Origin of the sequence: Marinovum sp. PR37, assembly GCF_028807375.1 — a bacterium.
GTDB lineage: Bacteria > Pseudomonadota > Alphaproteobacteria > Rhodobacterales > Rhodobacteraceae > Marinovum > Marinovum algicola.
Genome location: NZ_JARAML010000020.1, coordinates 74,331 through 96,635, shown reverse-complemented (window position 1 = coordinate 96,635; position 22,305 = coordinate 74,331). Strand labels below are relative to the sequence as shown.

The window sequence follows — 22,305 nt, the reverse complement described above, 5'->3', positions numbered from 1 at the left end:
CCGCCGCCTGATCACACCGTCACCAACTTTCGGGCATAGCTCTCGCGCGGCCTTTGCCAAGGCCTTTGTCGCCGACAAGTTCGGCACCGCCAGCACCCATTGGGACAAGCTTCAGGACCGGGTGCGGCGCGGCGTGGGCAATCCCTGCCCGCTGATCCTGATCGGCATCGGGGTGGAGCGGGTGACCTTCGACGAACCGGCCCGCCAGATCGACCAGGGCTGGCTCTGGCCGGAGGATGAAGCGTAAAAGCCGGGGCTGTCCCGCCCCGGGCCTGACCCGGGGCCTCCACCACGGCCAAGAGGTCCCGGAGCACGTCCGGGACGGGGGTCACTCGGCAGCGACCGAGGAATTGTAGGAGTAAGTTTTCCAGTCGGGCTTGTAATCGTCGCTCGCCTGGTTGCCCCAGACCGTCCAGCCCTCGCGCACGCCACGACCGAACAGCTCGAGATACGGCCCCCAGCTGCATTCCTGGATCAGCGCGTATTGCTCATCGGGCTTGCGCGAATGCTCGCGTTTGCGGGTCTGGATCATGTTCACCTGGCGCCGGCCGGGCGGCAGGGTGCGGGCGTTCTTGCCGCGCACGCCAAACAGCACGATCTCGGTCACGTTGCGGAAATAGAAGCCCACGCCGCGGCCATCAGAGCCGCCGTCCTTGCGGATCTTGTGCCAGATCAGGTTCGACTTGTACTCGAACCCCCAGGCCTCGAGCACCCGGAGCCCGTCGGGCAGGAGCGCGTTCGGCACCCAGAGATAGCAATGTGCCGCATCCATCAGATGTTCGGCCACCGGCAAATCACAGATCGCGTCGAGATCCAGCGTCGGATACCGCGCGAGGCGCTTGTGCTCGGGCGCGACCTTGCCGGTGCGGTTGGTGAACCGCCAAGGCGGGTCGGCCAATACGGTGCCGAATTTCTGGCCGTCCAGAAATTTCTCCAGATCTTGAGCAGCTTCGTTTTGCATGGCGAACATGTTGCGTATCCTGCCCCCGTGAAGCAAGCGAACAATACGCAAACACGGTTTAAACATCAATGAAGGTTTCGCGGCGTGACATCGGCACCACGCCGCGTCCGGTCAATAGACGCCCAGCACCCGCAGTCCAAGCCCCACCGTCGACAGCGCCGCCAACGCAAAGGCCAGGGTGCGCAGCACCGGAATGCCGAGGCAGTAGATGATGTAATGCGCCACGATGCCGATGAAATAGGTCATTGCCAGCAGGCCGGGATAGCCGTCTTCGGACAGGCGGATCATCGCCAGCACGGCCAGCGGCGCAAAGGCCACGAAGCTTTCGACCGCCACGGTGTGGGCGCGCATTGCCCGCTGCGCCCAGTCCGATTGCGGCACCGCCTGCGGATCGTAATTGCCCATGGCCCCCATCAGGCCGCGCACGGCCATCCGGTCGAGGATATAGGGCACCCAGGCTATCGCGATCCAGAGCGCGCTGAGCGCGGTGTAGATTTCCAAGGTGGTCATCTGAATCTCCCTCTGTGTGAACCAGTCTCGGCGCAGCATATCACATCGCACATGAAATTCGCTGCCCGGTTGGTGGCAAAAGGCTGAATTCGCGCGATTTTCATGCTAGGCTGGACCGATGGATATCATCACGGTCTCATACTATGCCTTGGTCTGCGGCGCGCTCGGGCTTGCCGGGCCGCGACTGGGACGGCCGCTGATCCGGCTGGGCATTGGCGGGATCGTCGGCATCCTGGCCGCGACGCTTCTGCCAACGGTGCGGCTTGGCCTCGGCCTCTGAGCTCAGCGCCAGTCGACCTCGCCGAGAAAGATGTAGCCGGCGCCATAGATCGTCTTGATCAGCCGCGGGTTCTTGGGATCTTCGCCCAGCTTGGTGCGCAGCCGCGAGATCCGCACATCCATCGCCCGGTCGAAACTCTCGCCGGCGGCGCCGCCCAGCGTCTCCTGCATCTGCTGGCGGGTGATCAGCCGTCCGGGGCTTTCGAGGAACATCCGCAGCACCGCCCCCTCGGCATGGGAGAAACTCGCCACGTCGCCGGCCTCGTTGCGCAGGGTATAGGCGTCGAAATCCGCCTGCCAGCCGCTGAAGCTGGCGATCCGGCCGGCCTGCACCGCCGGCCGCGCAGCGCGCAGCCGGGCGCGGATGCGGGCCACCACCTCGGAGGGGTCGAAAGGTTTGATGATGTAATCGTCGGCCCCCAGCTCGAGCCCGATCACCCGGTCCTGAACCTCGGCCCGGCCGGAAATAATGATCACCGAAGCCCCCTGCTCCAGCGCCAGACGGTGCACCAGCGACAGGCCGTCGCGATCCGGCAGGCTGAGATCGACAAGGCAGACGTCGGGCGCCGTGCGGCGCAGCGCGGCCTCGAATTCGGTGGCGCGGCCAAAGCTCAGGGTACGAAAACCGGCCTCTTCCAGCGTCTCGGCCAGAAGCCGGCGGATCTCGGGCTCGTCATCAAGGATGGTGATCAGCGGCGCATCGGTCATGGGGCATCCTGGCTCTCGCCCAGCGCGGCGGCGAGCTGCGCGGCGCTGAAGGGTTTGCGCAGCACCGGACCAAGCGCCGCGGCGGCGACATAAAGCGCGTGATCGGCGGGCAACGAGGTCATCAGCGCCACCGGCACCGTGCAATCGGTGGCGAGGTCGAGACCGGTTTCGGCGCCTTCGAGCTGGATATCGGTCAGCACCGAGGTGATTTCCGGCAGCCCGTCGATCAGCGCCTGCGCCTCGGCGACCGAGGCCGCCTCGACCACGCGCCAGCCCAGCCCGGTCAACATGTCGCGGATCGCGCCGCGCAGATCGGCATTGTCCTCGACCAGCAGCACCATGCCGGGGTCGGCCTCTTCGACCTCGGGCGCCGGGCGCAGCGGCAGGCGCAGCAGCACCTGCGCGCCGGCCTCGGTGTTCCACAGCTTGAGATCGCCACCGGCCAGCTTGGTGGCGTCATAGACCATGGCAAGGCCAAGGCCCGAGCCTTCGCCGCCCTTGGTGGTAAAGAACGGTTCGGCCCCGTGGCGCAGCGCCGCTTCGGTGAAGCCGGGGCCGGTGTCGCGCACCTCGAAGCTGAGCCATGTGGCGGCATCGATCCGCGCGGCGACATGGATGGCACCGGCCTCGCCACAGGCATCGCGGGCATTGAGGATCAGGTTGAGCAGCGAATCCTGCAACATGCCGGGATCGAACAGGATGGCGCCCGGGACATCCGCCGACAGGTGCAGCGTGACCCCCGGCGGCAGGCTGGGACCGGCCAGCACCGCAAGCTCTTGCAGAAAGGGCTCGATCCGCGTCGCCACCGGCCGGTGACGGCGGCTGGCGGTCATGTCGGCGATCCGGCCAAGCAGCGTGCCGCCGCGCCGGGCGGCGCTCAGCGTGGCGCTGATCAGCGGGGCGGCGTCATCCGGCAGATCGGGCATCCGGCTCAGCTTGGACTGCATGCCGAGGATGATCGTCAGCAGGTTGGAAAAATCATGCGCCAGCCCGCTGGTGAGCTGCGCCGCGATCTCGCGGCGGCGGGTCTGTTGCAGGGCAACGCGGGTCTGGGTTTCCTCGGTAACATCCATCGACAGGATATAGACACCGTTCTCGTGCTGATCGGGGGTAAAGGAGGCGCGGATGCGGCGCAGGCTGGGGGCATCGGTAAACTCAAAGGTGGAGGGCTGGCCGGCCAGCGCGGCGGCGAGATGCGGCTGGACCTTGGCAAAGGCATCCGGGCCCAGCGCCTCGGCGATCGACATGCCGACGATGTCGGAGGGGCGGCCCGGGATGACCGAGGTCAGCCGCTGATTGGAATAGGTGTAGCGGCCGCTGGAATCCACATGCGCGATATGCGCCGGCATCATCTCGGTGGTCAGCCGGGTGCGGGCCTCGATGGCGCGCAGCTGGCGCTGGGTTTCCTCCAGCGCGCTGATCGTCGAGGCCAGTTGCCGGTTGGTCCTGGCCAGCTCTTCCGACCGCCGCAGCACCTCTTCCGACAAAAGCTCGGAGCGGGTGCGCAGCAGCTGCTCCTGCTCCTTGGTGCGGGTGATGTCGGTGTAGACGGTGACCCAGCCGCCCTGCGGCAGCGGCGCCCCCTCGACCGAGATCCAGCGGCCGTTGGAGCGGGGGCGCTCCATGTAATGCGGTTCGAAGGCGCGGGCCTGTTCGACCCGGACAGCGACAAAGGCCTCGGGGTCGCTAACCTCGCCGTATTCGCCGCGCGACACCAGATGGCGGATCGTGTCCTCGAAGCTGGCGCCGACGGTGACCAGCGCCTCGGGCAGATCGAACATCTCCTGAAAGCGGCGGTTGCACTGCACCAGCCGCAGATTGCGGCCGTAGATCGACAGCGCCTGCTGGATCAGGTTCAGCCCGGCTTGGGTCATGGCTGACAGATGTCTGTCGGAATGCGGCATGAAGGCGATGTCCCGGCGGCGCGCGTGGCTTTCGAGAGTTACTTGCTTCGCCGCGACCGATCAACCTTTGCCGGATCGGCCGTTGCGTCGCGCGGGCCGGGATCGTCCTTGCCGGCCGGCCGGGTCACCGACGGCCGGCGCCCCCCCGTTACAATTCGTAAGATTTCGGAAACGATAAGGAAAAAGTTGACCGTCAGCCTCGACGTTGACCAAATGGATAGCAGAATCGCACCAGCGGTCAGCCTCGAAAAACGAGGCAAAGGGAGGACATCGGTTGACTGACACGTCTCGGGGCGCAGAAGGACTGCGCTCTATTCCGGCGCTGTTGAAGCGCAATGCGACGCAGTTCGCAGGCAAGCCCGCCTATCGCGAGAAAGACCTCGGAATCTGGCAAAGCTGGACCTGGGCCGAAACCGCGCAGGAGATCGAGGCGCTGGCTCTGGGCCTACTCAATCTCGGCGTGAACGAGGGCGATTTCGTGGCCATCATCGGCCGCAACCGGCCGTATCTCTACTGGTCGATGGTCGCCGCGCAATCGGTCGGCGCGGTGCCGGTGCCGCTCTATCAGGACGCGGTCGCCGAAGAGATGGAATATGTGCTCGGCCATTGCGGCGCGCGTTTCGTCATCGCCGCCGATCAGGAACAGGTCGACAAGGTGATCGAGGTGCAGGACGGCCTGCACCAGTTCGAGCACATGCTCTATATCGATCCCCGCGGCCTGCGGAAATACGACCATTCCCAGCTGCACCGGTTTCGCCATGTGCAGGAGCAGGGCCGGGCCGCGCGCGAGGAATTCCTGCCCGAACTCGACCGCCGCCGCGGCGCGCTCGATTATGACGACACCTGCGTCATGCTGTATACCTCGGGCACCACCGGCAAGCCCAAGGGCGTGGTGCTCTCGAACCGCAATATCATCGAGACGGCCAAGAACTCTTCCGAATTCGACCACCTGCGCGAAGGCGACGAGGTGCTGGCCTATCTGCCGATGGCCTGGGTCGGCGATTTCATCTTTTCCATCGGTCAGGCCTATTGGACGGGCTTCTGCGTGAACTGCCCGGAAAGCGCCGACACGATGATGACCGACCTGCGCGAGATCGCGCCGTCGTATTACTTTGCGCCGCCGCGGGTCTTCGAGACCCAGCTGACCCAGATCATGATCCGCATGGAAGACGCCAGCAAACTCAAGCGGCAGATCTTTCACCACTTCATGGGCCATGCCCAGAAGGTCGGCCCGACGATCCTTGACGGCGGCAAGGTGGGGCTTGTCGACCGGTTGAAATACCGCTTGGGCGAAGCGCTGGTCTATGGGCCGCTGAAGGACACGCTGGGCTTTTCGCGGGTGCGCGTCGGCTATACGGCGGGTGAGGCGATCGGGCCCGAGATCTTCGATTTCTACCGTTCGCTGGGGATCAACCTCAAACAGCTATACGGCCAGACCGAGGCCAGCGTGTTCATCACCCAGCAGCCGGATGGCGAGGTGCGCTCGGATACCGTGGGCGTGCCCTCGCCCGGGGTCGAGATCAAGATCGCCGACAATGGCGAGGTCTTCTACCGCTCGCCCGGCACCTTTGTGGAATACTACAAGAACGCCGAAAGCACCGCCGACACCAAGGACCCGGAAGGCTGGGTCGCCACCGGCGATGCCGGGTTCTTCGAAGAGGGCACCGGCCATCTCAGGATCATCGACCGGGCCAAGGACGTGGGCCAGATGGCCGATGGCGGGCTGTTCGCGCCGAAATACGTCGAGAACAAGCTCAAGTTCTATCCCAACATCCTCGAGGCGGTGGTCTTTGGTGCCGGCCGCGACCGGTGCTGCGCCTTCATCAACATCGATCTGACGGCGGTGGGCAACTGGGCCGAGCGCAACAACATCGCCTATGCCTCCTATCAGGAGCTGGCCGGCCATCCGCGGGTGCTGGAGATGATCCAGAACCACGTGGAAGAGACCAATGAAAGCGTCGCGCAGGACGAGATGCTCTCGGGCTGTCAGGTGCACCGCTTCCTTGTGCTGCACAAGGAGCTCGATGCCGACGACGGCGAGCTGACCCGGACCCGCAAGGTGCGCCGCAAGATCATCGGCGAGAAGTTCGATGACCTGGTGACCGCGCTCTACGACGGGTCGGACAGCATCTATACCGAGACCGAGGTCACCTACGAGGATGGCCGCAAGGGCAAGATCAAGGCGACGCTGGAGATCCGCGACGCCAGAGTGGTGCCGGTGGCCCCGCGCGCGGTGGCGGCGGAATGAGACGCGGGCTTTTCCGGCCCGGGCGGGCCGTCAGCGCCCCGGGTGCCGAACGTCAGACGCGCGCGCAGGGGGCCGATGGCGGGTTGCGTATTTTGAAAGAGAAGAAGCAGGGGGTGGCGCGGTGAAGGATACCGATGGTTACATGACCGAAGACGGCCGCCAGATCGGCGGCGTGCTGATGGAGATGAAGAACATCACGCTGCGCTTCGGCGGCGTGGTGGCGATCCAGGACATTTCGTTCGACGTCCGCGAGGGCGAGATCCGGGCGATCATCGGGCCGAACGGGGCCGGCAAGTCGTCGATGTTGAACGTGATTTCCGGCTTCTACCACCCGCAGGAAGGCGAGGTCTGGTACAAGGGCGAACGCCGCCCGGCGATGAAACCCTATGAGGTGGCGCGCCTCGGCGTGGCACGGACGTTCCAGAACATCGCGCTCTTCGAGGGCATGTCGGTGCTCGACAACGTGATGACCGGGCGGCTGACGCATATGCACGCCGGGATCGGGGCGCAGGCCCTGTGGTGGGGCACGGCCCGCGACGAAGAGATCGCCAACCGGCGCAAGGTCGAGGAGGTGATCGATTTTCTCGAGATCCAGCACATTCGCAAGACGCCGGTGGGCACCCTGCCCTATGGGTTGAAGAAACGGGTCGAGCTGGCCCGCGCCCTGGCGGCGCAACCGTCGATCCTGCTGCTCGACGAGCCGATGGCCGGGATGAACGTCGAGGAAAAAGAGGACATGAGCCGCTTCATCCTCGACGTGAACGACGAGTTCGGCACCACCATCGCCCTGATCGAACACGACATGGGCGTGGTGATGGATATCTCCGACCGGGTGGTGGTGATGGATTACGGCAAGAAGATCGGGGACGGCACGCCGGAAGAGGTGCGCAGCAACCAGGACGTGATCGACGCTTATCTGGGGGTGGCACATTGAGACAAATTCCGACCCGTCCCGGGCCTGCCCCGGGACCTCATGACAGACGCCGAGAGGCCCCGGATCAGGTCCGGGGCGCGAGACACTTGCAGACCGGGACGCGCCCATGCTGACAGAAATTTTCATCACCCCCTTCGCCGACATGGTCGCGGCGCCCGACTTCCTGATGCAGGTGCTCTGGGAGGGGCTGGTTTCCGGCATCCTCTATGCGCTGATCGCGCTGGGGTTCGTGCTCATCTTCCGCTCGTCGCGCATTTTCAACTTTGCGCAGGGCATCATGGTGGTCTTCGCCGCGCTGACGCTGGTCGGGCTCTACGCCATGGGCGTGCCGGCCTGGATCGCGGTCGGGCTGACGCTGGTGGTGATGTTCATCCTGGCCGTCAGCATCGAGCGTATCGTGCTGCGGCCGCTGGTCGGCCAGCCCGACATCATCCTGTTCATGGCCACCATCGGCATCACGCTGTTCCTGATCGGACTGGGCGAGATCATCTTTGGCGGCGAGAACAAGGTGATGATCACCGAGGAACTCGGCATTCCCACCGGCGACACGGTGCTGGAGCCCTGGGACGGGCTGCTGATCCTGCAACACCTCGACATCACGGTGGTTGTCGTGGCGACCCTGCTGGTGGCGGCGCTGCTGGCCTTTCTCAACTACACCCAGATGGGCCGGGCGATCCGGGCCCTGGGCGACGATCACCAGGCGGCGCTGTCGGTCGGTATCTCGCTTCAGACGGTCTGGGTGCTGGTCTGGTTCATCGCCGGCATCATCGCGCTGGTGACCGGCATCGCCTGGGGCGCCCGCGCCGGGGTGAGCTTCGCGCTCGAGGTCATCGCCTACAAGGCGCTGCCCGTTCTTATGCTGGGCGGGCTGGAGAGCATCACCGGGGCGATCATCGGCGGGCTGATGATCGGCATCCTGGAGAAACTGTTCGAGATCTACTGGGGCCAGCCGCTGCTCGGCGGCAATACCGAGACCTGGTTTGCCTTCGTGCTGGCGCTTGTCGTGCTGCTGTTCCGGCCGCAGGGGCTGTTCGGCGAACGTATCATCGAGAGAGTGTAGCGGGCGCCGGCCCGTCACGGAGACAGACATGAGCCACAAATCCCGCATCGGATGCATCGTCATCGACTGCCAAACCGACGACCTGACACAGGCCTGCGCCTTCTGGTCGGCCGCGCTGGGCAAGGAGGGCAAGATCGACCCTGACGGCAAATACGCCCAGTTCGACGGGCATGAGGGATATCCCAAGGTGCTGCTTCAGGCGGTGGACCATGCGCCGCGGGTGCATCTGGACATCGAAACCGACGATCAGGGTGCCGAGGCCACGCGGCTGGCCGCATTGGGCGCCGAGCGGATCGGCGCGGTCAGGAGCTGGACCGTGATGCAGGCCCCCACCGGCCACCGGTTCTGCCTCGTCGGGCCACAGGGCGAGGATTTTCCCGGCGCGGCGGCGGACTGGCCGTGAGCGCCGGGGACCAAGGGCAGGAGAGGCGCGGGGCTCGCGCAGTCTCCAGGACGGACGCAGGATGGGCGGGCGCCGCGCATCTTCAATGGAAAGAACGGAAAACGACGCATGCTCTATAGAACCGCAGGACAGTTCAAGACGACTTACAAGGCCGACCAGGCGCTGTTTCCCGTCAGGCAGGATGCCGTGCTTCTGGCGATCATCCTGCTCTTTGCCTGGGTGATCTTTCCGCTGACCGCCAGCGAGTTCGCCTTTCAGACGCTGCTGATCCCGATCATGATCTACGCGCTGGCGGCGCTGGGGCTCAACATCCTGACCGGCTATGCCGGCCAGCTCAGCCTCGGCACCGCGGCCTTCATGGGGGTGGGCGCCTATGCCTGCTACAAGATGGTCACCCTGATGCCCTGGATGAACCCGATCCTGGCGATCCTGTTGTCGGGTATCTTCTCGGCCGGGGTCGGCGTGGCCTTTGGCATCCCGTCGCTGAGGATCAAGGGGTTCTACCTCGCGATTGCCACGTTGGCGGCGCAGTTCTTTCTGGTCTGGCTGTTCGAGAAATGGGCCTGGCTCTACAACTACAATGCCTCCGGCGCGATCCAGGTGCCCAATCTCGACATCTTCGGCATCTATGTCGCCGGGCCGCAGGCCTCTTCGGTGGTGCAGTATTTCGTGGTCCTGGGCATCGTCACCCTGCTCACCCTGCTCTGCATCAACCTGACCCGCGGCAATCTCGGACGGACCTGGAAGGCGACGCGCGATATGGACATCGCCGCCGAGCTGATCGGCATCAACCTGATGAAATCCAAGCTCACCGCCTTTGCGGTCTCGTCTTATGTGGTCGGCGTCGCCGGCGCGCTCTTTGTCTTCATGTGGCGCGGCGCGGCCGAACCCAACCTGTTCGACATTCCGCTGAGCTTCCGCATCCTGTTCATCGCCATCATCGGCGGGCTGGGCTCGATCCTCGGCAACTACCTTGGCGCGATCCTGATCGTCGGGTTGCCGGTGGTGCTGGGCATCGTGCCCGAAGCCCTGGGCCTTCCGGTGTCCTCGGCCATGGTCGAGCACCTCAACATCATGATCGTCGGCGGGCTGATCATCTTCTTCCTGATCATCGAACCGCACGGGCTGGCCCGGCTCTGGGCGCTGATCCGCGAGAAACTCATTCTCTGGCCGTTCCCGCACTAGGGGCCGGCCCAATACCCAAAAACACAAGCAATCCATGGGAGGATACCAGATGAACCACTTTACCAAATGGGCCGCGGCGGCGGCGCTGGCCACGGCGGGCAGCGCGGCGCTGGCCGAGGGGCTCTTTACCCCGAACCTCAGCTACCGCACCGGCCCCTTCGCGGCCACCGGCATTCCGCTGATGAACGGCCAGGCCGATTACATGAACATGCTCAATGCCCGCGACGGCGGCATCGGCGGCGTGATGATCGACTTCGAGGAATGCGAGACCGGCTATTCCACCGAAAAAGGCGTGGAATGCTATGAAAAGACCAAGGGCAAGGCGATCGTGACCCAGCCCTGGTCGACCGGCATCACGCTTCAGGTGCTGCCCAAGACCAATGTCGACGAGATCCCGATCCTGGCGCCGGGCTACGGCTTTTCGCCGATGATGGACGGCAAGACCTTCCAGTGGGCCTTCAACACGCCGGCGGGCTATTGGGATGCGGCCGACATGATTGTGCAGTACCTCGAGGGCCAGGGCTCGCTCGACGGCAAGAAGATCGCCTTCCTGCACCTCGACCACCCCTATGGCAAGGAACCGCTGCCGCTGCTCGAGCGCATGGCCGAGGAGAAGGGTTTCGAGCTGGTGCCGATCCCGGTCGGTCTGAAAGAGATGCAGAACCAATCGGCGCAATGGCTGCAAATCCGCCGCGAACGCCCCGATTACGTGGTGATGTGGGGCTGGGGCGCGATGAACGCCGGCGCCATCACCGAAGCCGTCAAGACCAAGTTCCCGATGGAGAACATGGTGGGTGTCTGGTGGGCCGGGCATGATGCCGACCTCAAGATCGTCGGCGAAGACGGCAAGGGCTACAAGTCGATCTCCTGGTCCTTCCCGAACCTCGACGCGCCGGTGGTGGCCGACATCAAGACCCACGTTGTCGATGCCGGCAATTCCAAGTCGAATGAAGAAGAGATGGCCGGCGTGTTCTACAACCGCGGCATCATCATCTCGGCCATCCTCGCCGAAGGCATCCGCATGGCGCAGCAGGAATTCGACACCGGCGAGATCGACGCCAGCCAGCTACGCTGGGGGCTCGAGAACATCGACATGACCGAAGCGCGGATCAGCGAACTGGGCCTCGACGGCATGGTGCCGCCGTTCAAGACCTCCTGCGCCGACCACACCGGCAAGTCGGGTGGCTGGATGCTGGAATGGGACGGCGAGAAATTCGTCAAGGTCTCGGACCACCTGACGCCGAACACCGAGGCCTATGAGGCGCTGGTGGCCGAAAAAGCCGCCGAATACGCCGAGGCCAATGCGCCCTGGCCGGTGAACGACGCCTGCGAGATGTAAATCTCTCCTCTCCGGCGGCGGCGCCGACCGCTGCCGCCGGATCTGCGTATTTGTGAAAGAGAAGAAGATGCTGGACGCCGCACCGACCACAGCCCAATCCGAAGAGGCCCTGCTAGAGGTCAACAATATCGAGGTGATCTACAATCACGTGATCTTGGTGCTCAAAGGCGTGTCGCTCACCGTGCCCAAGGGCGGGATCACCGCGCTTCTGGGCGGCAACGGGGCCGGCAAGACCACCACGCTCAAGGCCATTTCCAACCTGCTGCACTCCGAACGCGGCGAGGTCACCAAAGGCTCGATCAACTACAAGGGCGAGACGGTGCAGGGGCTCGACCCGGCCGCGCTGGTCAAGCGCGGGGTGATCCAGGTGATGGAAGGCCGGCATTGCTTCGAACATCTGACCGTCGAGGAAAACCTGCTGACCGGCGCCTATACGCGGCGGGACGGCAAGGGCGCGATCGAGGCCGATCTCGAGATGGTCTATTCCTATTTCCCGCGCCTCAAGGAACGGCGCCGCAGCCAGGCCGGCTATACTTCGGGCGGCGAGCAGCAGATGACGGCGATCGGCCGCGCGCTGATGAGCCGCCCCGAGACCATCCTGCTGGACGAGCCCTCGATGGGGCTGGCGCCGCAGCTGGTGGAGCAGATCTTCGAGATCGTGAAATCGGTCAACGAGAACGAGGGCGTCTCCTTCCTGCTGGCCGAGCAGAACACCAACGTGGCGCTGCGCTTTGCCCATTACGGCTACATTCTCGAGAGCGGCCGGGTGGTGATGGACGGTGCCGCAAAGGATCTGCGCGAGAATGCCGATGTGAAGGAATTCTATCTCGGCATGTCCGACGAGGGCCGCAAATCGTTCCGCGACGTGCGCTCTTACCGCCGCCGCAAGCGCTGGCTGGCGTGACCACCACTCACGACCGCAGGCCGGGCTTCAGCCCGGCAGGCCGGCACGACACACCGACGCTATGCCGGGCCGACGCCCGGCCTGCGGAACCACGGCATTTGACCAAAGGATACCTTCGATGAGCCGCCATTTCGACGCCCTGGAAACCCGGACGCCCGAGGTGCGCCACGCCGCCCAGCGCGACGCGCTCAATGCGCAGCTGGCCCGCCACGGGATCGACCCGCTGAGCGACCTCTCCGGGCTGGCCCGCCTGCCGGTGCTGCGCAAATCCGACCTGGTGGCCCGGCAGAAGGCGCAGCGGCCCTTTGGCGGGTTGCCGGTGTCGAACCTGGCGCATGTCTTTCAGTCGCCCGGCCCGATCTATGAGCCCGGCGGGGTGAGCCACGACTGGTGGCGGATGGGCCGGTTCCTGCACGCCGCCGGCATCGGCGCGGGCGACATCGTGCAGAATTGTTTCGGCTATCACCTCACTCCGGCCGGCATGATCTTTGAAAACGGCGCCCGGGCGGTGGGCGCCGCCGTGCTGCCCGCCGGCACCGGCCAGACCGAGCTTCAGGCCCGCGCCGCACATGATCTGGGCATCACCGCCTATGCCGGCACGCCGGACTACCTCAAGGTGATCCTCGACAAGGCCGAGGCGCTGGGCCTGCCGCTCACGATCACCAAAGCGGCGGTCGGCGGCGGCGCGCTGTTTCCCTCGCTCCGGCAGGAATACGCCGATCGCGGCATCGCCTGCCTGCAATGTTATGCCACCGCCGACATCGGAAATATCGCCTATGAGAGCGACGCTCGGGAGGGCATGATCGTCGATGAGGGGGTGATCGTCGAGATCGTGACCCCGGGCACCGGCGACCCGGTTGCCGCGGGCGACGTCGGCGAGATCGTGGTCACCACGCTCAATCCCGACTACCCGCTGATCCGCTTTGCCACCGGCGACATGAGCGCCGTTCTGCCAGGCGCAAGCCCTTGTGGCCGCACGAATATGCGGATCAAGGGCTGGATGGGCCGGGCCGATCAGACCACCAAGATAAAGGGCATGTTCGTGCGGCCCGAACAGGTGGCCGAACTGGTGGCGCGGCACGACGAGGTGACCCGCGCCCGGGTGATCGCCGCCCGCGAAGGCGAGGCCGACAAGATGATCGTGCGGCTTGAAAGCGCCGCCGGCGACCCTAGCCTTTACGAGACATCCATCCGCGAGGTTCTCAAGCTGCGCGGTGCTGTCGAGCTTGTGAGGCCGGGTGAGCTTCCCAAGGATGGCATCGTGATCGAAGATACCCGCGTCTACGACTGATCCGGGAGGAATCACCATGTCCCTGTCCTTGACGCGCGCGCTGACGCGTTCCGTGGCGCTTGCCGCCCTGCTTGTGGCGGGCCAGGTCTCGGCCGCCGATCTGGCGCTGGTTCTGGCCAATTGGGACTATCGCCGTCTCGACGATGCGCGCGACGCCCGCGACATCCGCGCCATTGGCCAGCGGCTCGAAGAGGTGGGGTTCGAGGTCATCAGCGACTACAACGCCGATGCCGATGACTTGCGCGAGGCCGCGGCCCGCTTTCGCGACCGCGCCCCGGAGGCCGACCGCGTGCTCATCGTGCTCGACGGGCATTTCGTCAGCACCGGCACCGACGCCTGGCTGCTGGGCACCGATGCGCGCGATGTGGGCCCGCTCAATCTCTCGGCCCAGGGGGTCTCGCTCACCGCGCTGGCCGATATCGCCGGCGCGGCGGCGGCGGGCCGCTCCGTCATTCTGGCCGGGCGCTCCGGCCGGCTCTCGCCGCAGGAGACCGGGTTGCGCAGCGGCACCCAGGGGATGACCCTGCCGCAGGGGGTGACCCTCGCCAGCGGCGCGACGGAATGGATGCGCTATGCGATCTTTGCCGGGCTGCTGCGCGAAGGTGTGAGCCTCGACGATGCGCTGTCGCAGCTCTCGGCACGCGGATTTCTCAGCGATACCGTGGGCTTCACCGAAGGCAATATCGGGCCATCGCAGCCCGCCATCGACACCGAAGCGCTGCGCAGCCAGGCCGAAGAAGAAGGTTTCTGGGCGGCGATCAGCGCGCTGGGTACGGAAGAGGCCTTCGATCTCTACATCGACCGCCATTCCCGGGGCCGCTATGTCGGCGAGGCCAGGCGCCGGATTGCCGCGCTCGACGCCGAAGAGGCGAACCGCTGGCAGGCGGCGGAAGAGCGGCTGAACCTCACCCGCAACGACCGCCGCCAGATCCAGCGCGATCTGACCCTCCTGGGCTATGACACCCGCGGCATCGACGGCATCTTCGGCCGGGGCAGCCGCAGCGCCATCGAACACTGGCAGCGCGATCGGCGCCAGGAGGTCACCGGCTATCTCGACCGCCGCCAGCTGCGCCAGATCACCGAGCAGGCCGCCGAACGCCGCGCCGAGCAGGCCGAAGCGATGCGCCGCGAAGAGGACCGTGTCTGGCAGGACACCGGTGCCGATGGCACCGAGGCGAGCCTGCGCGCCTATCTCGAACGCTATCCCGAGGGCCGCTATGCCGCCGATGCCCGCCGCCATCTCGACGAGATCGAGACCGCGCAGGCGGAAGAGCGCGCACGCGACGCAAGGCGCGCCTGGCGCGATGCCCGCGAACAGGACACCCTTGCGGGCTACGAGGCCTTTCTCGAGCGGTTCGGCAATTCGGAATTCGCCGACGCCGCGCGCAGCCGCATCGCCGAGATGCGCAATGACGACACCGACCGGCAGGTCGCGGCCGCCCGGGCCGAAGAGCGCGAGATCGTCACCAACACCGTGACCCGGCTGCTGGTGGAACAGCGCCTGATGGGGCTGGGCTACAGCCTCGGGATGGCCGATGGCAATTTCACCGATCAGACGCGGCGTGCGATCCGGCAGTATCAGGAAGACCGTGGCATCTTTGTCAGCGGCTATGTCAGCAAGCGCACCGCCGCCTTCCTGCTGGCCGGCCGCTGAGGCCTGCCGCCACGCGCCCCGGCCGCCGCGCCGGGGCCTCGCGCCCTTTTTCCCCTCGCCCACTGGACGCTGGCCCGATCAGGCAATATCACCCGGATGACCGCAAGACGCCCAAGGGAACCCGCATATGTCGCGCTATGATGCCGCCTCGATCGAGGCGAAATGGCAGGAGGCCTGGACCGAGGCCGAATCCTTCACCGCCACGATGGAGGGCGGCAAGCCGAAATACTACGTGCTCGAGATGTTCCCCTACCCCTCGGGCAAGCTGCACATGGGCCATGTGCGCAACTACACCATGGGCGACGTGATCGCCCGCTACAAGATTTCCACCGGCCACAACGTGCTGCACCCGATGGGCTTCGACGCCTTCGGCATGCCGGCCGAAAATGCCGCCATGGCCAGCGGCGGCCACCCCAAGGACTGGACCTATTCCAACATCGACGACATGGTCGAACAGATGAAGCCGCTGGGCCTCTCGCTCGACTGGTCGCGGATGTTTGCCACCTGCGACCCCGAGTACTACGGCCAGCAGCAGGCGCTGTTCCTGGATTTCCTCGATCAGGGTCTGGTTTATCGCAAGAACGCCGTGGTCAACTGGGATCCGGTCGACATGACGGTGCTGGCCAACGAACAGGTCGAGGACGGCAAGGGCTGGCGCTCGGGCGCCGAGGTCGAGCGGCGCGAGCTGACGCAGTGGTTCTTCCGCATCTCCGACATGGCCGAAGAGCTGCTTGACGCCATCGACGGGCTGGATGACTGGCCGGCCAAGGTCAAGCTGATGCAGCAGAACTGGATCGGTCGCTCGCGCGGCTTGCAGTTTGCCTTTGGCCTCACCGATGGCCCCGAGGGCTTCGACCGGGTCGAGGTCTATACGACCCGCCCCGACACCCTGCTCGGCGCGTCCTTCCTGGGCATTTCGCCCGACCATCCGCTGGCCAGGGCGCTGGAAAAGGACAACCCCGAAATCGCTGCTTTCTGCGCCGAATGCCGCAAGGGCGCGACCACCGAGGAAGCGTTGGAAAAGGCCGAGAAGAAGGGCTTTGACACCGGGCTGACCGTGCGCCACCCGTTCGACACCGCCTGGGATCTGCCGGTCTATATCGCCAATTTCATCCTGATGGATTACGGCACCGGCGCGATCTTCGGCTGCCCGGCGCATGACGCCCGCGATCTCGAGTTCGCCCGCAAGTACGAGCTGCCGGTGACCTCGGTCTTTGCCTCGGCCGAGGACGAGGGCCGCACCATGCCGGAAGACGGCGGCGAGGCCTATGTGCCGCCGAAATCGGAGCGGGTGATCTATGTGCGCGGCTTCGCAGGCGAGACCGAACAGACCGGCGAAGAAGGTATCGACGCCGCCATCGCCTTTTGCGAGGACAACGGCGTCGGCCAGGGCGTGACCAAGTTCCGCCTGCGCGACTGGGGCCTGTCACGTCAGCGCTACTGGGGCTGCCCGATTCCGGTGGTGCATTGCGAGGCCTGCGGCGTGGTGCCGGAGAAAAAGGAAAACCTGCCCGTCGAGCTGCCTTATGACGTCAGTTTCGACACGCCGGGCAATCCGCTCGACCGGCACCCGACCTGGCGCGACTGCGCCTGCCCCGCCTGTGGCCGGCCCGCCAAGCGCGAAACCGACACGATGGATACTTTCGTCGACAGCTCGTGGTATTTTGCCCGTTTTACCGCACCGCACGCCGACACGCCCACCGACCTGGCGGCGGCGCAATACTGGATGAACGTCGATCAGTACATCGGCGGCATCGAGCATGCGATCCTGCACCTGCTCTATTCGCGCTTCTTTGCCCGCGCCATGCACATCACCGGGCATCTGCCGGAAAGCGCCAAGGAGCCGTTCAACGCGCTCTTTACCCAGGGCATGGTGACCCATGCGATCTATCAGACCCGGGATGCCAACGGCCGACCGGTGTATCATTACCCGGCGGATGTGGAGGAGCGTGACGGCGCAGTCGTTGTCCGCGCCACCGGCGAAGCGGTCGAGGTGGTGCCGTCGGCCAAGATGTCGAAATCCAAGAACAACGTGGTCGACCCGGCCGAGATCGTCGCCAACTTCGGCGCCGATACCGCGCGCTGGTTCGTGCTGTCGGACAGCCCGCCGGAGCGCGACGTGGAATGGACCGCCGCCGGCGCCGAGGCCGCCGCCCGCCACCTTGCACGCGTCCACCGCATCGCCAGCGACGCCGCCGCCTCCGAGGATGGCCCGCAGGCCGGGGACGAGGCGCTGCTGAAAGAGATGCACAAGGCGATCCGCGATGTGACCCTGGGCATCGAGAGCTTTGGTTTCAACGCCGCCATCGCCCGGCTTTACGCCTTTACCAACACGCTTGCCAAATCCAAGGCCGGCGGCGAGGCGAAACGCGCGGCGACCCGCGCCCTGGCCCAGCTGATGGCGCCGATGACGCCGCATCTGTCCGAAGAGATCTGGTCGCTGCTCGGTGGCAAGGGGCTGGTGATCGCGGCCGCTTGGCCGCAGGCCGACGAGGCGATGCTGGTGGAAAACGCCGTCACCCTGCCGATCCAGATCAACGGCAAGCGGCGGGCGGAAATCAGCGTTGCCACCGATGCTTCGAAGGAAGAGGTTGAAAAACTCGCGCTCGGCCATCACGCTGTGGTCAAGGCGCTGGAAGGCAGCGCGCCGAAGAAGGTGATCGTGGTGCCGGGGCGGATCGTGAATGTGGTTGTCTGACCGACGCAGCCTGCTTTTCGGCGCGGCGGCCGCGATGACGCTGGCGGGCTGCGGTTTCGCGCCGGCCTATGGCACCGGCGGCGCCGCCAGCCGGTTGCAGAACGCCCTGCGCATCGAGGAACCCGACAGCCAGAACGCCTATTTCGTCACCCGCCGGATCGAGGAACGTCTCGGCGCCGGCGGGGCGTCGGCACCCTATGAGCTCGACCTGATCGTCAGTTTGAACGAAGAGAGCTCGGCCAGCACCTCCGATGGCGCGCTGACCCGCTATCAGGTGCTGGGCCGCGTCACCTATGCGCTGCGCCGCACCGGCGAGACCGAAGTGCTCGACACCAACACCGTGCGCCATTTCACCGGCTATTCCGCCTCGGGCTCTACCGTTGCCACCTTGCAGGCCAAGCGCGACGCCGAAGAGCGGATGATGGTGATCCTCGCCGATCGGGTGGTGCAGGAGCTGGTGCTGGCCGCACCTGATCTCTAAGCCATGAAACTCTCGCCCCGCGAAGCCCCCGGCTATTTCGCCAAGCCCGATCCGCGCCGCACCGGGCTTTTGATCTATGGCCCCGACGGCATGCGCGTGGCGCTGAAACGGCAAGAGGTGATCGCCGCACTGATCGGCCCCGAGGGCGAGGCCGAGATGCGCCTGAGCCGCATTCCCGGCGGCGATCTGCGCAAGGAACCGACGCTGCTGATTGATGCGGTCAAGGCGATCGGCTTCTTTCCCGGCCCGCGCGTCGCCTTTGTCGAAGAGGCCACCGACGTGGCAGCGCCGGCGATCCTGGCCGCGCTCGAGGATTGGGCCGAGGGCGATGCCCAGATCGTCGTCACCGCCGGCCAGCTCAAGGCGACCTCCAAAATCCGCAAGGCCTTCGAGGCCCATCCCAACGCCTATGCCGCCGTGATCTATGATGATCCGCCTTCGCGCGCCGAGATCGAGGCCGAGCTGAACCGCGCCGGCGTGACCGTCGGAGGCGCCGCGATGGAAGATATCACCACGCTGTCCCGCGCGCTCGATCCCGGCGATTTCCGTCAGACGCTGGAAAAGCTCGCGCTCTACAAACACGGCGACAGCAGCGCCGTCACACCAGAGGATGTGGCCGCCGTCGCCCCGGCCTCGACCGAGGCCGAGCTGGACGATGTGCTCAATATCGTGGCCGAGGCCAAGACCCGCGAAATCGGCCCGATGCTGTCGCGGCTCGCGGCGCAGGGCACCCAGCCTGTGGGGCTGGTGATCGCCGCGATGCGCCACTTTCGCGCGCTGCATGCCGCCGCAAGCCATCCAGATGGCGCCGCCCGCGGCATCGCCGCCATGCGTCCGCCGATCTTTGGCCCGCGCCGCGACCGGATGACCCGCCAGGCCAGCGCCTGGGGCGCGCACCGGCTGGATCAGGCGATCTCCCTGCTCACCGACACCGATCTGCAACTGCGCTCGGCCGGCCAGAACGCGCCGGCCATGGCGCTGGTCGAGCGTATGCTGATCCGCCTTGCCATGCTCGGCGCCAGTCGCTGAAGCCTGGCGCGGCCCATCCTGCCCGGGCCGGGCGAAAACCGGTTGCGGCCCGGCCGGGCCTGGGCCTAATCTCGCCACGATCAGAGGGAGACCCAGCCATGTATACCGTGATCGGCGGCGTCGCCAGCCGCACCTTTCGCGTGCTCTGGATGCTCGAGGAACTGGGCGCGGATTATGAACATCGGCCCGCCAGCCCGCATGCCGAAGAGGTCACGGCGCATTCAGTCTCGGGCAAAATCCCGGTGCTGCTCGACGGCGATGCGGCGCTGACCGACTCCACCGCCATCCTCACCTATCTCGCCGACAAACACGGCGCCCTCACCTACCCCGCCGGCAGCCTCGAGCGCGCCCGGCAGGACGCCGTCACCTTTGCCGTGCTCGATGAATTGGACAGCCTGCTCTGGACCGCCGCCCGGCACAGTTTCGTCCTGCCCGAAGACCAGCGCGTGCCGGCCGTCAAGGAAAGCCTGAAGGCCGAATATGCCCGCAATCTCGCCCGCCTGACCGACCGCGTGGCCGGGCCGTTTGTGATGGGAGCGCGGATGACCGTGCCCGATATCGTGCTGACACATTGCTGCAATTGGGCAATTTCGGCGAAGTTCCCCGACCCGGACAAACGACTTGCCCCGTATCTCTCACAAATGCGGGCGCGTCCGGCATTCGGACGCGCCCGTGCATTGAGTAAACCGGTCGGCTGACCCGCGGCTCAGTAGGCCATGACGTCGGCAAAGACGTGACGCACGATGTCCTCGCGGCGCAGGCCACGGGCTTCGAGCTCTGCATCCGACAGGCTGTTGAGGTAGTTGACGCGGCGCATGCGGCTGTTGCTTTCGCTGATGCTGATCAGGAAATCCAGAATCCGCGCAAAGATGCCGGGCCGGGTGTCAGCGATATTGGTCGTGAGCTGTGCCATGATATCTGTCCTTTTCTCGTCGGGGTGACGCTGTCATGGAAGATATATTGTGCAGGTGCAGCATTTTGACCAGTGTTACCGCCGAAACCCCGCCTTGCGACCGGCGCATAGCGCGCCCGACGCCCGCCACATGGCAGCCTGAACCGGTTTGGGCGGCCCCTCTGTGGCACCAATGCGCCAAGTGCTTGAAAATAAATCACCAAGCCAGTGGCCTGGTGCGATTTTCTTGACAGATCTGCCACGCCCATGCACACTTGAGGATAGCAGACCCACGCAAAATCAACTTTCCCGCCTGTCCCGGCTCTTGTCTCCTCCCCAGGCGCCGGTTTCGGCCGCCTAATGCCGGCCCGCAGGCGGGATCAAAACAGCCTCTTTCGCGGGGCTGTTTTGATGTCAGGGGATCGGTTGCCGTAAAAGCGTTGCGGGGCCAAGGCGCTGACAGGGCTCAGGGAAAGGGGTGGGCCAGAATAGGCCACCCGAAAATGCTCGAAATGACGACCAGTACAATTTGTCCCGGGGATGGGCTCAATAACACGCCCCGGATACCCGATCCGCGTGACAGGCGCATGACACCGGCCAGCCTGGTCACCCTTGGCTGTCGCGCCGCCAACCATCCGCGAAATCCACCCGCGCGACCCCGGCCAGGCGTGCCACCCGCGCCAGCTCTGCCTCGAGCCGGGCGCTGCGGCCGGCCCCGAACCGCACCCCCGGCTCCGGCCAGAGCGCGGTGACATTGAGCACGCCGGCCTTGCGGTCGGCCTTCATGTCGATGCGCCCGACCAGCCGGTCGCCCTCGAGCAGGGGAAAGACGTAATAGCCATAGCGCCGCTTGGCCTCGGGCACGAAGACCTCGATCCGGTAGTGAAAGCCGAACAGCCGTTCGGCCCGCTTGCGGTCGCGCAGCGCCGGGTCGAAGGGGCTGAGCACCCGCAGGCGGCCGCCGGGTTCGGGCGCGGCAGCGGCCTCGACCTGCACCTCCGGCGCGGCAAAATGCACCCGCTCGGCCCCGTCCGCGCCGGTGATCGCCACCTCGGCAATCTCGCCCCGCGCCAGGGCCGCGGCACACCAGGCCCGGGCCTCGTCCTTGGTCACGATATCCCAGAAATCCGCCAGCTCGCCAGCGGTGGCAAAGCCCAGCCGGGCCAGCGCCCCCCGCATCAGCCATGCCACGGTCTCCGCCTCGTCCCACGCCGCCGCGCGCAGCGCTTCGGGCACCACCCGCTCCGACAGGTCGTAGAATTTGCGAAACCCCGACCGGTGGCAGATCTCCAGCGTGCCGCTGCGCCAGAGATATTCCAGCGCGGTCTTGGCCGGATGCCAATCCCACCAGCCGCCGGCCTTGCGCGGCGTGTCGGGGCCGAGATCGTTGCTGCACACCGGTCCGCGCTCGCGGATCATCGCCAGCACCCGGTCGAACTCGGTCTGAAACTCATGCCGCTGCCAGACCCGGTAACGCTGCGCCAGCCGCGCGGCATCGCGCCGGCGCTTCAGCGCCCAGGCCGGGTAAAACGCCATCGGGATGACCGCCGCATCATGCGTCCAATGCTCGAACAACGCCCGGCCCTCGACCAGCCGGCCCAGGTTTTCCGGCCGGTAGCGTGGTCGCCGGGCAAAGAGGATCAGGTCGTGGGCGCGGGCGACGGTGTTGATCGAATCGAGCTGCACGAAACCCAGCCGCCCGATCACCGTTTCCAGCGCCGCGCCATGGCCCGGCCCGCCCGGTGCCTCTGCCAGCCCGTGCCGGTCGAGAAACAGCCGGCGGGCGGTTCTGTTGTCGAGCCTCAGCATCGCGGCCCGCTGACCC

General features: G+C 65.9%; 20 protein-coding genes and 1 pseudogene. 15 read left to right on the top strand and 6 right to left on the bottom strand.

The annotated features are described in order from the left end of the window. Positions 1 to 247, top strand: a pseudogene (locus PVW49_RS16420) (hypothetical protein); the annotation flags it as partial. Between the two features lie 81 nt (positions 248 to 328). Here PVW49_RS16420 and PVW49_RS16415 read toward each other — a convergent pair. Together PVW49_RS16415 and PVW49_RS16410 are read right to left on the bottom strand one after the other, a co-directional pair. Next, a complete protein-coding gene (locus PVW49_RS16415) occupies positions 329 to 961 on the bottom strand; it encodes an MT-A70 family methyltransferase (RefSeq protein WP_048533625.1) in 633 nt (210 codons plus the stop codon). A gap of 111 nt (positions 962 to 1,072) precedes the next feature. Then, the gene (locus tag PVW49_RS16410; RefSeq protein WP_274591072.1) at positions 1,073 to 1,471 is read right to left on the bottom strand and encodes an MAPEG family protein; all 399 of its coding nucleotides are present in this window, start codon (positions 1,469 to 1,471) and stop codon (positions 1,073 to 1,075) included. Positions 1,472 to 1,589: 118 nt separating this feature from the next. Here PVW49_RS16410 and PVW49_RS16405 point away from each other — a divergent pair, with 118 nt between their 5' ends. Continuing rightward, complete coding sequence (locus PVW49_RS16405; protein ID WP_170850563.1) at positions 1,590 to 1,751, top strand: hypothetical protein; 162 nt, start codon at positions 1,590 to 1,592, stop codon at positions 1,749 to 1,751. Positions 1,752 to 1,753: 2 nt separating this feature from the next. On the opposite strand, the gene PVW49_RS16400 is transcribed toward PVW49_RS16405, so the two are convergent. Next, positions 1,754 to 2,458: a response regulator transcription factor gene (locus PVW49_RS16400; protein WP_048529031.1), complete on the bottom strand. Its 705-nt coding sequence runs from the start codon at positions 2,456 to 2,458 to the stop codon at positions 1,754 to 1,756. Then, positions 2,455 to 4,362, bottom strand: a complete 1,908-nt coding sequence (locus PVW49_RS16395) for a PAS-domain containing protein (RefSeq protein WP_274562176.1) — start codon at positions 4,360 to 4,362, stop codon at positions 2,455 to 2,457. The genes PVW49_RS16400 and PVW49_RS16395 overlap by 4 nt, the downstream gene beginning before the upstream one ends. Before the next feature lie 274 nt (positions 4,363 to 4,636). Here PVW49_RS16395 and PVW49_RS16390 point away from each other — a divergent pair, with 274 nt between their 5' ends. From PVW49_RS16390 to PVW49_RS16330, 13 genes are all read left to right on the top strand, one after another. Next, entirely contained in the window at positions 4,637 to 6,610 is a 1,974-nt protein-coding gene (locus PVW49_RS16390; protein ID WP_274591071.1) for an AMP-binding protein, read from the top strand. Between the two features lie 142 nt (positions 6,611 to 6,752). Continuing rightward, positions 6,753 to 7,544, top strand: coding sequence for an ABC transporter ATP-binding protein (locus PVW49_RS16385; protein ID WP_074837527.1), 792 nt, complete (start codon positions 6,753 to 6,755; stop codon positions 7,542 to 7,544). Between the two features lie 106 nt (positions 7,545 to 7,650). Next, entirely contained in the window at positions 7,651 to 8,604 is a 954-nt protein-coding gene (locus PVW49_RS16380; RefSeq protein ID WP_048529027.1) for a branched-chain amino acid ABC transporter permease, read from the top strand. A 28-nt stretch (positions 8,605 to 8,632) separates the two neighbouring features. After that, positions 8,633 to 9,007: a VOC family protein gene (locus PVW49_RS16375; RefSeq protein WP_074837448.1), complete on the top strand. Its 375-nt coding sequence runs from the start codon at positions 8,633 to 8,635 to the stop codon at positions 9,005 to 9,007. A 108-nt stretch (positions 9,008 to 9,115) separates the two neighbouring features. Next, positions 9,116 to 10,192: a branched-chain amino acid ABC transporter permease gene (locus PVW49_RS16370; protein ID WP_048529025.1), complete on the top strand. Its 1,077-nt coding sequence runs from the start codon at positions 9,116 to 9,118 to the stop codon at positions 10,190 to 10,192. 49 nt (positions 10,193 to 10,241) lie between these two features. After that, entirely contained in the window at positions 10,242 to 11,531 is a 1,290-nt protein-coding gene (locus tag PVW49_RS16365) for an ABC transporter substrate-binding protein (protein WP_048529023.1), read from the top strand. A 67-nt stretch (positions 11,532 to 11,598) separates the two neighbouring features. Beyond that, positions 11,599 to 12,435 carry an ABC transporter ATP-binding protein gene (locus PVW49_RS16360; protein ID WP_048529021.1) on the top strand — a complete coding sequence of 279 codons (837 nt, stop codon included), beginning with the start codon at positions 11,599 to 11,601 and terminating at the stop codon, positions 12,433 to 12,435. Positions 12,436 to 12,553: 118 nt separating this feature from the next. Continuing rightward, a complete protein-coding gene (locus PVW49_RS16355) occupies positions 12,554 to 13,726 on the top strand; it encodes a phenylacetate--CoA ligase family protein (protein WP_074837447.1) in 1,173 nt (390 codons plus the stop codon). Positions 13,727 to 13,742: 16 nt separating this feature from the next. After that, on the top strand, positions 13,743 to 15,380 hold the full coding sequence (locus PVW49_RS16350; protein WP_274591070.1) for a peptidoglycan-binding protein: 1,638 nt from the start codon (positions 13,743 to 13,745) through the stop codon (positions 15,378 to 15,380). Between the two features lie 127 nt (positions 15,381 to 15,507). After that, entirely contained in the window at positions 15,508 to 18,078 is a 2,571-nt protein-coding gene (gene leuS / locus PVW49_RS16345) for a leucine--tRNA ligase (RefSeq protein WP_274591069.1), read from the top strand. Beyond that, complete coding sequence (lptE, locus tag PVW49_RS16340; protein WP_274591068.1) at positions 18,065 to 18,559, top strand: LPS assembly lipoprotein LptE; 495 nt, start codon at positions 18,065 to 18,067, stop codon at positions 18,557 to 18,559. Before leuS ends, lptE begins: the two co-directional genes overlap by 14 nt. Before the next feature lie 3 nt (positions 18,560 to 18,562). After that, positions 18,563 to 19,588: a DNA polymerase III subunit delta gene (holA, locus tag PVW49_RS16335; RefSeq protein ID WP_274562154.1), complete on the top strand. Its 1,026-nt coding sequence runs from the start codon at positions 18,563 to 18,565 to the stop codon at positions 19,586 to 19,588. A gap of 98 nt (positions 19,589 to 19,686) precedes the next feature. Next, a complete protein-coding gene (locus tag PVW49_RS16330; protein ID WP_274591067.1) occupies positions 19,687 to 20,286 on the top strand; it encodes a glutathione S-transferase family protein in 600 nt (199 codons plus the stop codon). Positions 20,287 to 20,294: 8 nt separating this feature from the next. Here PVW49_RS16330 and PVW49_RS16325 read toward each other — a convergent pair whose 3' ends face one another. Together PVW49_RS16325 and PVW49_RS16320 are read right to left on the bottom strand one after the other, a co-directional pair. Then, positions 20,295 to 20,501 (bottom strand): hypothetical protein, encoded by a 207-nt coding sequence (locus PVW49_RS16325; protein ID WP_048529008.1) that lies wholly within the window; start codon positions 20,499 to 20,501, stop codon positions 20,295 to 20,297. Positions 20,502 to 21,086: 585 nt separating this feature from the next. Beyond that, positions 21,087 to 22,289: a winged helix-turn-helix domain-containing protein gene (locus PVW49_RS16320; protein ID WP_274591066.1), complete on the bottom strand. Its 1,203-nt coding sequence runs from the start codon at positions 22,287 to 22,289 to the stop codon at positions 21,087 to 21,089. Positions 22,290 to 22,305: the final 16 nt, after the last annotated feature.